This window comes from Variovorax sp. LARHSF232 (assembly GCF_052871435.1).
On the sequence record NZ_JBIXJS010000002.1, the window covers coordinates 282170 to 295289 of the forward strand.

The 13120-nt window shown below is 68.8% G+C and carries 10 protein-coding genes; 5 read left to right on the top strand and 5 right to left on the bottom strand.

The window, feature by feature from the left end; all coding sequences use genetic code 11:
* Positions 1–53 precede the first annotated feature (53 nt).
* Entirely contained in the window at positions 54–476 is a 423-nt protein-coding gene (locus ACIPRI_RS06790) for a ribonuclease domain-containing protein (protein ID WP_446621064.1), read from the bottom strand.
* A gap of 223 nt (positions 477–699) precedes the next feature.
* Positions 700–3057 carry an NADP-dependent malic enzyme gene (locus tag ACIPRI_RS06795; protein WP_446620656.1) on the bottom strand — a complete coding sequence of 786 codons (2358 nt, stop codon included), beginning with the start codon at positions 3055–3057 and terminating at the stop codon, positions 700–702.
* Between the two features lie 194 nt (positions 3058–3251).
* Between ACIPRI_RS06795 and ACIPRI_RS06800 the strand changes: the two genes are divergently transcribed.
* The 5 genes from ACIPRI_RS06800 to ACIPRI_RS06820 are packed head-to-tail and all read left to right on the top strand — an operon-like array spanning position 3252 to position 9228.
* Positions 3252–4295, top strand: coding sequence for an SPFH domain-containing protein (locus tag ACIPRI_RS06800; protein WP_446620657.1), 1044 nt, complete (start codon positions 3252–3254; stop codon positions 4293–4295).
* A 53-nt stretch (positions 4296–4348) separates the two neighbouring features.
* Complete coding sequence (locus tag ACIPRI_RS06805) at positions 4349–5848, top strand: DUF4178 domain-containing protein (RefSeq protein ID WP_446620658.1); 1500 nt, start codon at positions 4349–4351, stop codon at positions 5846–5848.
* A gap of 34 nt (positions 5849–5882) precedes the next feature.
* On the top strand, positions 5883–6101 hold the full coding sequence (locus ACIPRI_RS06810) for a DUF350 domain-containing protein (RefSeq protein ID WP_446620659.1): 219 nt from the start codon (positions 5883–5885) through the stop codon (positions 6099–6101).
* A gap of 2 nt (positions 6102–6103) precedes the next feature.
* On the top strand, positions 6104–7636 hold the full coding sequence (locus ACIPRI_RS06815) for a polyamine aminopropyltransferase (protein ID WP_446620660.1): 1533 nt from the start codon (positions 6104–6106) through the stop codon (positions 7634–7636).
* A complete protein-coding gene (locus tag ACIPRI_RS06820) occupies positions 7636–9228 on the top strand; it encodes an FAD-dependent oxidoreductase (protein WP_446621065.1) in 1593 nt (530 codons plus the stop codon). Before ACIPRI_RS06815 ends, ACIPRI_RS06820 begins: the two co-directional genes overlap by 1 nt.
* 21 nt (positions 9229–9249) lie before the next feature.
* Here ACIPRI_RS06820 and ACIPRI_RS06825 read toward each other — a convergent pair whose 3' ends face one another.
* From ACIPRI_RS06825 to ACIPRI_RS06835, 3 genes are read right to left on the bottom strand one after another with little or no spacing between them, the layout of a single operon-like run.
* The gene (locus tag ACIPRI_RS06825) at positions 9250–10200 is read right to left on the bottom strand and encodes a CobW family GTP-binding protein (RefSeq protein ID WP_446620661.1); all 951 of its coding nucleotides are present in this window, start codon (positions 10198–10200) and stop codon (positions 9250–9252) included.
* Positions 10197–11858 carry an amidohydrolase gene (locus ACIPRI_RS06830; RefSeq protein ID WP_446620662.1) on the bottom strand — a complete coding sequence of 554 codons (1662 nt, stop codon included), beginning with the start codon at positions 11856–11858 and terminating at the stop codon, positions 10197–10199. The genes ACIPRI_RS06825 and ACIPRI_RS06830 overlap by 4 nt, the downstream gene beginning before the upstream one ends.
* A 23-nt stretch (positions 11859–11881) precedes the next feature.
* Positions 11882–13099, bottom strand: coding sequence for an NAD(P)/FAD-dependent oxidoreductase (locus tag ACIPRI_RS06835; protein WP_446620663.1), 1218 nt, complete (start codon positions 13097–13099; stop codon positions 11882–11884).
* Positions 13100–13120: the final 21 nt, after the last annotated feature.

Sequence of the window (13120 nt, forward strand, 5' to 3'; positions counted from 1 at the left end):
TTCGTCAGGCACGCTGCTGCGCCTCTCCAATACTTGTACTTGCCAAACCTTGCTCAAGGCACGATGCGGCTGAAGCTCGCATAGTGGTCCGCCGTGTACCAGCAGGCCGCTGGTGCGACTCGCTCGCCTGCGCACACGATGCGCCGCGCGCCGCGGTTGCGCGCGCCCGGGGTCTCAACCGTGTATTCGCGATAGTGGCCACGCGGCTCGCGCGGCAGGATGCGTTCGCGATTGCCGAATACGCTGCCGTCCTTCTCATATCGAAACGGCCCGCCATTGAAAATGGCCTTGTAGGTTCGCTGGCCCTCCGCCGGCAGTTCGATCAGCGCAATCGTCGATTGCTGCTGCTTCGTGGCGCCGCCGGCATCGCGGCCGGGCCATTCAAATCCTTGGGCCCCGGTGGAAAGCGCTGCGAGCACAAGCCCGGTGAGCGCAAACTTCGAAACAACTGACCTGAGGGAGGCGAACGCCACGATGGGACAACGCGAACTAAAAGAGCGGGTGGGGCCGAGTCAAAATTCAGCCGGTCCGGGAAAACGTGGGGTCGGCTTGGGAGCCTGGACCCTGGGGTTTACCCGCGAATTCAAGCCCGCCAGTGTGCACCAGGCGCGCGCAAATAGCAAGCCTCTGCCCAAAAGTTGAGCAGAGGTGCGGGGCGCGACCGCTTCCGAAAGTTAGCGATCGCTTCCCGTTGTTGCCTTAACGGTCGGCGTTTGCGTCGGCCACCGTCAGGGCCGTCATGTTGACGATGCGCCGCACCGTGGCGCTCGGCGTCAGGATGTGCACGGGCTTGGCGGCGCCCAGCAGCACCGGGCCGATGGCGATGTTGCCGCCCGCGGCCGTCTTGAGCAGGTTGTAAGAAATGTTTGCAGCGTCGATGGTGGGGAACACCAGCAGGTTGGCATCGCCGGCCAGCGCGCTGTGCGGCATGACTTGCGCGCGCTGCTTGCCGTCCAGCGCCACGTCGCCATGCATTTCGCCGTCGACTTCCAGCCACGGCGCCTGCTCGCGCAGGAGGGCCAGCACCTGGCGCATCTTCACCGCGCTCGGCTGTTCGCTGGTGCCGAAGTTCGAATGCGACAGCAGCGCCGCCTTGGGCTTGAGGCCAAAACGCATCATTTCCTCGGCCGCCATGGTGGTGATCTCGGCCAACTCGACCGCGGTGGGGTCGTAGTTGACGTGCGTGTCGACTAGGAAGACCTGGCGATCGGGCAGCAGCAGGCCGTTCATGCAGGCATAGATCGGCACATCCTGCGGGGTGCTCGGGCAGCCGCCGGGGCGCTTGCCGATCACCTGGTCGATGTAGCGCAGGTGCAGGGCGGTGGTGCCCCAGGTGCCGCAGATCATGCCGTCCACGTCGCCCTTGTGCAGCAGCATGGCGCCGATCAGCGTGAGGCGCCGGCGCATCTCGATCTTGGCCACCTGCACCGTCACGCCCTTGCGCTCGGTCATGCGGTGGTAGGTCTGCCAGAAGTCGCGGTAGCGCGCATCCCATTCGACATTCACCACGTCGTAGTCCAGCTCTTCCTTCAGGCGCAGGCCGAACTTCTCGATGCGCTGGGCGATGATGGCCGGGCGGCCGATCAGGGTGGGACGGGCAACGCCTTCGTCCACCACGATCTGGGCGGCGCGCAGCACGCGCTCTTCCTCACCTTCGCAATAGGCCACGCGCTTCTTCGGCGCACGGCGGGCGGCGTCGAAGATCGGTTTCATGGTGGTGCCCGAGGCGTAGACGAAGCTTTGCAGCTTGTCGCGGTAGGCATCCATGTCCTTGATCGGGCGCAGCGCCACGCCGCTGTCGGCCGCGGCCTGGGCCACCGCCGGCGCGATCTTGATCATCAGGCGCGGATCGAAGGGCTTGGGGATCAGGTACTCGGGGCCGAAGCTGAGCTTCTCGCCCACATAGGCAGCCGCCACACGCTCGCTCTGCTCGGCCTGGGCCAGCTCGGCGATGGCATGCACTGCCGCGATCTCCATCTCGTCCGTGATGGTGGTGGCGCCCGAATCGAGCGCGCCGCGGAAGATGTAGGGGAAGCACAGGACGTTGTTGACCTGGTTCGGGTAGTCGGTGCGGCCGGTGGCCATCACGATGTCGTCGCGCACCGAGCGCGCGTCTTCCGGCGTGATCTCGGGGTTGGGATTGGCCAGCGCGAAGATCACCGGCTTGGCCGCCATCTTGGCCACCATCGCCGGCTTGAGCACGCCGCCGGCCGAGAGCCCCAGGAACACGTCCGCGCCTTCGATCACTTCGGCCAGCGTGCGGGCCGAGGTCTTCTGCGCGTACTGCGCCTTGTCCTCGTCCATCAGTTCGGTGCGGCCTTCGTAGACCACGCCGGCCAGGTCGGTCACAAACACGTTCTCGCGCTTGAGGCCCACCTTGAGCAGCAGGTTCAGGCAGGCCAGCGCGGCGGCGCCGGCGCCCGAGGCCACCAGCTTCACCTTGGCGATGTCCTTGCCCACCACCTTCAGGCCATTGAGCATGGCGGCGGCCACCGTGATGGCGGTGCCATGCTGGTCATCATGGAACACCGGAATCTTCATGCGCTTGCGCAGCTCGCGCTCCACGTAGAAGCAGTCCGGGGCCTTGATGTCTTCCAGGTTGATGGCGCCGAAGGTCGGCTCCAGCGCGGCGATCACCTCGACCAGCTTGGCCGGGTCCTTCTCGTCGATCTCGATGTCGAACACGTCGACGCCGGCGAACTTCTTGAACAGAACGCCCTTGCCTTCCATCACCGGCTTGGAAGCCAGCGGGCCGATGTCGCCCAGGCCCAGCACCGCGGTGCCGTTGGTGATGACGGCCACCAGGTTGCCGCGCGCCGTGTACTTGAAGGCGTTCGTCGGGTCCTTGACGATCTCTTCGCAGGGCGCGGCCACGCCGGGCGAGTAAGCCAGCGCCAGGTCGCGCTGGTTGAGCACCTGCTTGGTCGCGGCGATCGCGATCTTTCCGGGGACGGGGTACTCGTGGTACTCCAGCGCTGCGCGGCGCAGCTGGGCGCGCTTGTCTTCCGCGCTGATGGGCGTGGCCGCCGGGGTGCTGGTGGACGTGGGATCGGACATGGACTACTTGACTCCTGCTGCCGTCGGTGCACGCGTGAAGATGGGTTGGCGCGAGCCCACGGTGTCGTTGTAAGGGGCGCCGATTGTAGACCTCGCGTGTGCAAGGCGCCCCGCGGCCCCGGGGTCAGCGCACGGTTGCGCTATGGCAAGATCGCCGCCGGGCAAAAAACCAACCGCCCAAGAGGAGCAGCGACATGGCCCTGATGGATTTCATCAAGAAGCAGTTCATCGACATCATCCAGTGGACCGAGACCGGCGACGGCACCCTGGCTTGGCGCTTCCCCATGCAGGAGATGGAAATCCAGAACGGGGCCTCGCTGACCGTGCGCGAATCGCAGGTGGCGGTGTTCGTCAACGAAGGCCAGGTGGCCGACGTGTTCGCTCCGGGCATGTACAAGCTGACCACGCAGACGCTGCCGGTCCTCACCTACCTGAAGAACTGGGACAAGCTCTTCGAGTCGCCCTTCAAGAGCGACGTCTACTTCTTCAGCACGCGCCAGCAGATCGACCAGAAGTGGGGAACGCCGCAGCCCATCAGCATCCGCGACAAGGACTTCGGCGCGGTGCGGCTGCGCGCCTTCGGCAATTACGCCTTCCGCATCGCCGATGCCAAGCGCTTCCACACCGAGATCTCGGGCACGCGCGACATCTATTCCGTGGCCGACCTGGACGGCCAGCTGCGCGGCCTGGTCTTGCAGAACATCAGCAATGCCATTGCCGCCAGCGGCGTGCCCTTCCTGGACCTGGCGGCGAACCAGATCCAGTTTGCCCAGGCGCTGGCGACGCAACTGGCGCCCGAATTCGCCAAGCTGGGCCTGCAGCTGGACGGCATGACGGTGCAGAGCGTGTCGCTGCCCGAAGAGCTGCAGAAGATCCTGGACCAGAAGATCGGCATGGGCATGGTCGGCAACGACATGGGCAAGTTCATGCAGTACCAGACGGCGCAGGCCATCCCCAAGTTCGCCGAAGGCGCTTCGCAGGGCGGCGGTATTGCCGGCGATGCGATGGGCCTGGGCGCCGGCGTGGCGCTGGGCCAGGTGCTGGCGCAGAACCTGGCGCAGGGTCTGCAAGGTGGCCAGGGCGCAGGCGCCCCCGCTGCCGCACCGGCGACGGCAGTGGTCAGCCCGGCGGACTTGATGGCCACCCTGGAAAAGCTGGCCGAGCTCAAGACCAAGGGCATCCTCACGCAGGAAGAGTTCGACGCCAAGAAGGCCGAGCTGCTCAAGAAACTGGTCTGATCGGCGCAGTCCCTTGCCAGAACTGCGCGTCATGACGCCGGCGCCGATGCCGCATGGCTGAGGGCGCCGGCAGCCCCCAGCGTGCCTACCGGGCGCCTTGCCCCGGCTGCGGCGCGCCGGTCGAGTTTCGATCGGCGCAGTCCACCCACGCCATCTGCGCCTATTGCCAGAGCACGGTGGTGCGCCAGGGCGAGACGCTCGCGCGCATCGGCAAGATGGCGGAGCTGTTCGACGACTTCAGCCCGCTGCAGCTCTTTGCCTCGGGCCGCATCCAGGACCAGTCCTTCACGCTGGTCGGCCGCCTGCAGTACCGCTACGAGGGCGGCCACTGGACCGAGTGGATCGCGGCGCTGGGCGATGGCCGTGTCGGCGTACTGGCAGAAGACAACGGCGCCTTCGTCTTTGCCCTGCCCCATGCGCTGCAGCGCGCCGCGCCCGCCGCAGAAAGCCTGCGCGTCGGGCTGACCACGGCCATCGACGGGCGCCGCTTCACCGTCAGCTCGCACCAGCAGGTCAGCCTGGTATCGGCACAGGGCGAGCTGCCGCGCCTGCCCGCGCTGGGGCAGCCCTTCACCGTGGTCGAGCTTCGCAACGATCAGGGCGAGGTGCTGAGCCTCGAGTACGACCAGGATCCGCCCGGCGCCTACCTGGGTCGGGGCGTGCGGCTCGAAGAGCTTGCGCTGACCGGGCTCGCCGACGAATCGGCCAAAGAGGAGAAGGGGCGCCGCTTCGACTGCCCCAACTGCGGTGCTTCGGTGACGCCCTTGCTGGCGGACAGCAAGTCCATCACCTGCCGCAACTGCAGCAGCCTCATCGATTTGAGCCAAGGCATCGGCGGCGAGCTCAGGCACGCCACGCAGGACGAGCCGGTGCGCCCGCTGATCGCGCTCGGTTCCAGCGGCCAGCTGCAAGGCGTGCAATGGCAGGTGCTGGGCTTCCAGCACCGCATGGGCCAGGCGCCGGGCGAGGACGAGCAGTTCGGCTGGAGCGAGTACCTGCTCTACAACCAGCAGCGCGGCTTCTCCTTCCTGGTGGACGCCGAAGACGGCTGGAGTCTGGTGCGCCCGGTCACCGGCGGCGCGAGCCTGGCGGCCGGCGGCCAGAGCGCCAACTATCTGGGCCAGCGCTACCCGCTGCAATACAGCTACGAGGCGGTCACCAGCTACGTGGCGGGCGAGTTCTATTGGCGCGTGGAGCGTGGCCAAAAGACGCAGAACCGCGACTTCGCGCTGGGCGCTTCGCTCTTGTCGCTGGAGCAATCGGCCAACGAGCTGACCTGGTCGGGCGGCGCCAAGGTCGACAGCGGCACGGTGGCAGCCGCCTTCCAGCTCGAAGACAGCAAGGCACTCTTCAAGCGCTCCGATGCCGCGCCGCTGAGCGGGGCGCGCAAGCTGGGTTGCGGCACGATCATCCTGATCGTCATCCTCATCATCGTGCTGCTGCTGATGCTGAGCACCTGCAGTTCGCGCTGCGATCCGCGCTACGAGAACTGCTCCTCGCGCGTGTCCGGCGGCTCCTACGGCGGCTATTCCAGCGGCGGTGGCCACAAGTGAATCACTTCAACGTCAGAAGAAGGAGGTCCTCATCATGGGAATCGAATGGTTGAAACCGGCCGTCGTGCTGGGCTCCCTGCTCTACGCGCTGATCGGCGTGGCGGTGTTCGTCGTGTGTTTCCTCATCATCGACAAGCTCACGCCCTACGACCTGTGGCTTGAGATCGTCGAGAAGCAGAACAAGGCGCTGGCCTTGGTGGTGGCGGCCATCAGCCTCGGTATTTCCATCATCGTGGCCGCGGCGATCCATTGACGATGACGATGCAGGCCACCGCGCGCCGTCCCGGCCCGGTGGATGTGGCGCTGCTCGCCAGCGTCTTCGTGGTGGCGGCCTGCGGGCTGGTGTACGAGCTGAGCGCGGCGGCGCTGAGCTCCTACCTGCTGGGCGATTCGATCCTGCAGTTCAGCACCGTCATCGGCACCTATCTCTTTGCCATGGGGCTGGGCTCCTGGCTGTCGCGCTTCCTGGAACGGCAATTGCCGGCGCACTTCCTGCGCATCGAGCTGCTGGTGGCTTGCGTCGGCGGGCTGATGCCGGCGCTGCTCTACCTGGCCAATGCCTGGGTGCCGGGCGCCTTTCGCCTGCTGCTCTATGGCTTGGTGGTGGTGGTGGGCGCGCTGGTGGGGCTGGAGATTCCGCTGGTCATGCGCATCCTGCGCCGCCACGTGCAGCTCAAGGACCTGGTCTCGCAGGTGCTCACCTTCGACTACCTGGGTGCGCTGGCGGTGTCGGTGGCCTTTCCGCTCGTCCTGGTGCCGCAGCTGGGCATGATCCGCACCGGCCTCCTGTTCGGCTGGATGAACGCCGCCGTGGCGCTGTGGGCGCTGTGGCTCTTTAGACATGAGCTGCGCCAGCTGGGAGCGCATGCCATCGCCTGCGCCGCCACCTTGCTGCTCTTGAGCGCCGCCTTCCTGCTGGCCGACCGCATCACCAGCGTGGCCGAAGACCGCTTCTACCAGGACCGCATCGTCTTCAGCGCCAGCTCCCCCTATCAGCGCATCGTCGTCACCCGCAGCAGTGCCGGGCACCGCCTTTACCTCAACGGCAACCTGCAGTTCGCCGAGCGCGACGAATACCGCTACCACGAGTCCCTGGTGCATCCGGCCATGGCGGCCCATGGCGCGCCCAAGAAGGTGGCGGTGCTGGGTGGCGGCGATGGCATGGCGGTGCGCGAGATCCTCAAGTACCCCTCGGTAGAGCGCATCACGCTGGTCGAGCTTGACCCGCACATGACGCAGCTCTTCGCCAGCCATGCGACCTTGTCGGCACTGAATGGCGGCGCGCTGTCGTCGCCCAGGCTCAAGATCGTGAACACCGACGCCTTCCAGTGGCTGCAGCAGGAAGATGGCGAGATGTACGACGTGATCGTGGTCGACTTTCCAGACCCGACCAACTTCGCGATCGGCAAGCTGTACACCAACTCCTTCTATGCCCTGCTCGACAAGCGCCTGGCGGCCAGCGGTTACGCGGTGGTGCAGACCACCTCGCCGCTGATTGCGCGCAAGAGCTTCTGGACGGTGGCGAGCACCATCGAATCGGTGGGCCTCACGGCCACGCCCTATCACGCCCATGTGCCCAGTTTTGGCGAATGGGGCTTCATCGTCGCCAGCCGCCGGCCCTGGCGCATGCCCGATGCGCTGCCGCCGGGGCTGCGCTTCCTGACGCTGGACACCCTGCCCCCGCTCTTCGCATTTCCGACGGACATGGCGCGCGTGCCCACCCCGGTGAACCGCCTGTCGAACCAGGTGCTGGTCACGACCTACGAGCACGAGTGGGGCAAGCCGTGATCCATCGGCGCGGCTTTCTGGGCGCGGCGGCCGGCAGCCTGGCCCTCGCGGCCTGCGAAGCGCCGTCGACGACGGCGCGCATCGAAGGGGGCTTCCATGGCGCCACGGCAGAGCGCGGCCATGCCTTGCGCGACGGCCTCCTTGCCGGCAAGGCGCCCGAACGCGTGCAGCGCACCCGCGTCGTCATCGCCGGTGGCGGCGTGGCCGGGCTGGCGGCAGCGCGCGCGCTGCGGCTGGCCGGCATCGAAGACTTCGTGCTGCTGGAGCTGGAAGACGGCGCCGGCGGCAACAGCCGCGCCGGCAGCTTGAAGGGGCTGCCTTGTCCGCTCGGCGCCCACTACCTGCCCGTGCCCGGCGACGCCGCCAGCGAGGTGCAGGACCTGCTGGAAGAACTGGGCCTGCGCCGCCGCGTGGCCGGGCGCTGGGTCTACGACGATCGGCACCTGTGCCATAGCCCGCAGGAGCGCCTCTATTTCCAGGGCCAGTGGCAGGAAGGACTGTTGCCGGTGCAGGACGTGGAGGCCGGCACCCTCGCGCAGTACCGCCGCTTCGACGAACTGGTGGAAGGCGCGCGCCGCCGTGCGCGCTTTTCCATCCCGCTGGCCAAGTTCGCGCCGGGACCGGAACTGCTGGCGCTGGATGCCCTGCGCTTCGACGAGTGGCTGGATCGGCAGGGCCTCGACGATCCGCAGCTGCGCTGGTACTTGGACTACTGCTGCCGCGACGACTATGGCGCCGACAGTGGCGCGGTGTCGGCCTGGGCCGGCATCCACTACTTCGCCAGCCGGCACGGCTTCCAGGCGCCGGGCCGTGCGCATGACGAGGCGCAAGAGCGCGAGGGCGTGCTGACTTGGGCGGAAGGCAATGGCTGGCTGACGCGCCAGTTGGCTGCGCCGCTCGGTCCGGATCGCCTGCGTTGCGGCCAGGTGGTGACGCGCATCGCGGATCTGCGCGGCGGCGTCGAGGTCGATGCCTTCGACATTCAGAGCCAGCGCCTGCAACGCTGGCAGGCCGAGCGCTGCATCGTCGCCCTGCCCGTCTTCGTGGCCGCACGGGTGGTGCAGAACCCGCCCGAGCGGCTGCGCCAGGCGGCCGCGCAGCTGCGTTACGCGCCCTGGCTGGTGGCCAACGTGCACCTGCGCGCGCCATTGGCCGACCGGCCGCCCGGCGCGGCGCCGAGCTGGGACAACGTGGTCTTCGGCAGCGCCGGCCTGGGCTACGTGGATGCGGGGCATCAGCGACTCGATCCGACCCCGCGCGAGACCGTGCTCAGCTGGTACCGCCCGCTCGGCCCCAGTCGCCACGACGGCCCCGATGGGCGCCGCCAATTACTGGAGCGCCCCTGGACCCATTGGCGCGACCAGCTGCTGGCCGAGCTCTCGCTGCCGCATCCCGACCTGCCCGAGTTGGCGACCCGCATCGAGATCGCGCGCCACGGCCATGCCATGGCCATCCCCGTCCCGGGCCAGCTGGCGCGCCTAGGTGCGGGTCAACGCCGCATCGAGGCCGGGCGCCTGGCCTTCGCCCATGCCGATTGGTCGGGCTACTCGATCTTCGAGGAAGCGTTCACGCGCGGGCACCACGCGGCCTGATGAAGACGAAGCGCCGCAGCCTCAGCGTGCGAAGAAGCGGTCGAGCGCCTCTTCAGGCAGTTGCCTCCGCAGGCCGATCGCGACCACGCCGGCGCGCGCGTCGCGGGGCGGCGGCGCCCGGCGCACGCTGCCGTGGCGGCCGGCGAACTGGACCTCGGACCATTCGTCGCCCTCGGCGCCATCGCCGGTGCGCAGCCATCCCTTGAGCCGCAGCACGCCCGGCGGCATGGCGCGCAGCCAGGCGCGCAGCGTGTCGGCCGGAATGGCGGCCATGGGTTGCGCGCTCCAGGTCTGGAACATGGCGCCGTGGTCGGGGGCGTGATCGTGCCCGCACGCGCCCGTGCCGCAGACGCCGCATGCGGCGGCGCTCGGCGCCGGCAGCCCCGAGAGCAGCGCGAGCGGCAGCGCCGATTGCACGGTCTCGATGCGCGGCGTGCCCGGCGCGGCGCGCTCGGCCCAGGCGTGCGCGGCCGCGAGCGCGGCGGCATCGGCCAGATCGGCCTTGTTGACCACCACGAGATCGGCCGACTTGAGCTGCCGCGCCAGCGTGTCGGCCAAGAGCGCGTCGCGCGACTGCTGCGCCACCGCGCTCGCATCGACCAGCACCACCACGGCCTCGAGGCTCAGCTCGGGCGCGGCCATGCCGATCTGCGCGATGCGCCAGGGATCGGACACGCCGCTCGCTTCGATCACCACCGCATCGAAGGGCGTGGCCGACTCGATCACCTGCACCAGCGCGCGGCCCAGGTCGTCGCCGATCTGGCAGCACACGCAGCCGTTGGTCAGCGCGAGCGTGTCGCCGTGGGTCGCAGCGATCAGGTCGGCGTCGATGTTGAGCGCCCCGAAGTCGTTGACCAGCACCGCCATGCGCAGCCCCCCGGCCTCGCGCAGCCAGCGGTTGAGCAGCGTGGTCTTGCCCGCGCCCAGAAAACCGCCAACGACGGTGAGCGGTAGCCGGCGTCTCGTCGTCATGCCTGAAACACGCGGCCGGAGAGCACCGTGCCCCAGACGCGCACGTCCTTGAGCGCCGCCGGACCGACCTCGAGCGGATCGTCCTCGAGCACGCAGAAGTCGGCGCGCTTGCCGCATTCGATGCTGCCGATCTCGCCGTCGAGCTTGAGCGTCCAGGCCGGTCCGAGCGTGACGGCGTGCAGCGCCTGCATGACCGTGAGCTTCTCGCTCTCGCCGAGCACGCGGCCCTTGGGCGTGATGCGGTTCACCGCGCACCAGGCCGTGAACAGCGGCCCGAGCGGCGTGACCGGCGCGTCGGAATGGATCGCCAGCGGCACGCCCGCCGCGAGCGCGCTGCCGCAGGCGTCGAGCCGGTTCGCGCGATCGGGGCCCATGGTCATCTCGTAGTGCTGGTCGCCCCAGTACCAGAGGTGGTTGGTGAAGAGGTTGGCGCACAGGCCCAGCGAGGCCATGCGCCGGAACAGCGGCGCATCGATCATCTGGCCGTGCTGCAGCGTGTGGCGGTGGCCGGGCCGCGGCGCGCGCGTGAGCACGCGCTCGATGGCGTCGATGGCCGCTTCGCTCGCCTCGTCGCCGTTGGTGTGGGTGTGGATGGTGAGCCCCGCGCGGTGGTAGGTCTCGAAATCGGCCTCGTACTGCGCCGGCGCCGTGACCCAGATGCCGTTGGGCGCGCCGTTGAAATGCCCCGGCCAGCGCAGCCGCGCCGAGAAGCCCTGGATCGAGCCGTCGAGCATCATCTTCACGAGGCCGTAGCGCAGGCGGTCGGTATTGCGCGCCATCAGCGACTTGACGTGCTCGGCGCCGGCCGGCGCCGCATGCGTGCCGTGGAAGGCTTGGAACGCCGGCAGCAGTCGGATCGAGACGCTGTCGTCGGCGAGCGTGCGTTCGAGCACCTGGATATCGTCCTCGCCGAGCTTGTTCACGAGGTCGGTCGCGGTCGTCACGCCCTGGCGGCAGGCCAGGCGCGCGAACGAGCGCACGCCGGCCTCGGTCATGGGCGCGAGCAGGCCGGCGTTGTTGATTCGGCGCAGCACCAGGAACATGGCGGCGGGCTCCTGCAGCTCGCCCGTGGGCTCGCCGGCCTGGGGATGGCCGGGCGCGAACTTGACCACGCCCTCGACGTCGTTGTCGCGGGTGATCTCGGCCAGCCGCAGCATCGCGCTGTTGACGTTCATCAGGTGGCCGTTGGCATGCGAGATCACGACCGGCCGGGTGGCGCTCGTGCGGTCCAGGTGCTCGACCGTCATGCGCTCGCCGCCGAAGTAGATCGGATCGAAGCCCCAGGCGATCAGCGGCTGCGTGGCCGGCGCGCCCTCGGCCGCCAGGCGCGCGTCGACCTCCGCCAGCCGCGCGACCACCTCGTCCATGGAGCGCAGGCCGGCCCAGACCTTGCCGTCGGGATCGCGCCGGTCGAACCAGCCGGTGTACGTCCACTCCCACATGCTGCCTTCCTTGAGGTGGCAGTGGCCTTCGACCAGGCCAGGCATCAGCACCTTGTCGGCGAAGCGCTCGTCGAGGGTGTGGGCGCCCCATTCGGCGCAGCGTGCGAGGTCGCCCACGGCGAGAATGCGGCCGTCGCGCACGGCCACGTGCGTGGCGCGCGGCTGCATGGGGTTCATGGTGAGGATGCTCTTGGCGACGTAGACGGTGGTGGTCATGGGTGTGTGGATGGGTGGTGGGTTCAGGTCTGGTGTTCGGCCAGCTCGCGCCGCATCCGGCGCAGCGACCACTCGAAGGCCAGGCGGCGGATCGGCTCCGGCGGGATGAAGCCCGGACGGCTGCGCGCCAAAGTCTCGGCCAGCAGCGGCGAGTGCTGGCCTGCGGCGTACTCGGCCAGCAGGCTGCCCAGCGCCGTCATCTTCAGGATGCCCGAGGCATTGCAGCCGGCGACGGCATGCAGGCCTTCGGCCAGCTGCCGCACGATGGGCACGTCGTTGCGCGTCATGCCGACGGCGCCGCCCCAGACGTGCTCGAACGCATCGGCGGGCAGGCCGGGGTAGCGTTCGCGCAGGCCGGTCTGCAGCATCGCCTGCACCTGTTCCGGCGCCAGTTCTGATTTGTAGGAGAAGCCCAGGCGCAGCATGTAGCGCCGCCCGCCGACCTTGCGGCTGGTGGCTTCTAGGCGTTCGACCGGCGTGACGCCCCAGTCGGTCGCGCTGCCCAGGCCGGCAGCCTCGCCGTCCGTCAGCGCGCGCGTGAGACCGGCGTAGGTGAAGACGGTGAGCTGGCGCGAACCGGCATGGCCGAAGGCGGGCAGCTCGGCGCCGACGCACAGCAGCACCTGGCGCGCGCGCACGCAGTGCGGGCCGACCTGCAGTTCGTAGCCCTGGCGCCGTCGCAGGCCGCTGACGGGGCTGTCCGTGTGCAGGTCCACGTTGGGCGGCAGCGTGCCAACCAGTCCGTGCATGAGTTCGGCGGGCTGGACCACCGTACAGTTGCGCAGCCACAGCGCCGCGGTGTAGCGCGGCGTGCCGAGTTCGTCCGTGATCTCGCTGGGCGCTAGGCGCCGGTAGTGCACGCCATGCGCGTCCAGCGTCTGCGTCAAGGCTTCCAGGTTCCGCGCGCCCACTGCGGTGGTGGCGGCCTTGTAGTGCCCATTCGGCTGCCAGCCGCAATCGAAGTTGCCGGCCTCGATGGCGGCGCGCAGATGCTGCATGCCATGCGCGAGCAGCCGGACCTGCCAGTCGCGCACGGCCGGGTCGCTGCCGCTGGAAATCTTGGCGTAGGGCAAGTCGAGCATGAAGCCCGAGTTGCGGCCCGAGCTGCTCTCGGCCGGCTGGCCCGCATCGAGCAGCACGATGCGTTCGTCGGGATGCCGCAGCGCCAGCGCACGGGCTGCCGCCAGCCCGGCGTAGCCGGCGCCGACGACGACGAAGCGCGCCTGCAGGTCAGTCTGCACGGGCCAACGCGGCGGCGCGCG

Excerpts from the sequence above, each read along its gene's own strand:
- ACIPRI_RS06795 (WP_446620656.1), bottom strand. The coding sequence starts at position 3,057 with ATGTCCGATCCCACGTCCACCAGCACCCCGGCGGCCACGCCCATCAGC.
- ACIPRI_RS06800 (WP_446620657.1), top strand. The coding sequence starts at position 3,252 with ATGGCCCTGATGGATTTCATCAAGAAGCAGTTCATCGACATCATCCAG.
- ACIPRI_RS06805 (WP_446620658.1), top strand. The coding sequence starts at position 4,349 with ATGGCTGAGGGCGCCGGCAGCCCCCAGCGTGCCTACCGGGCGCCTTGC.
- ACIPRI_RS06810 (WP_446620659.1), top strand. The coding sequence starts at position 5,883 with ATGGGAATCGAATGGTTGAAACCGGCCGTCGTGCTGGGCTCCCTGCTC.
- ACIPRI_RS06815 (WP_446620660.1), top strand. The coding sequence starts at position 6,104 with ATGACGATGCAGGCCACCGCGCGCCGTCCCGGCCCGGTGGATGTGGCG.
- ACIPRI_RS06825 (WP_446620661.1), bottom strand. The coding sequence starts at position 10,200 with ATGACGACGAGACGCCGGCTACCGCTCACCGTCGTTGGCGGTTTTCTG.
- ACIPRI_RS06830 (WP_446620662.1), bottom strand. The coding sequence starts at position 11,858 with ATGACCACCACCGTCTACGTCGCCAAGAGCATCCTCACCATGAACCCC.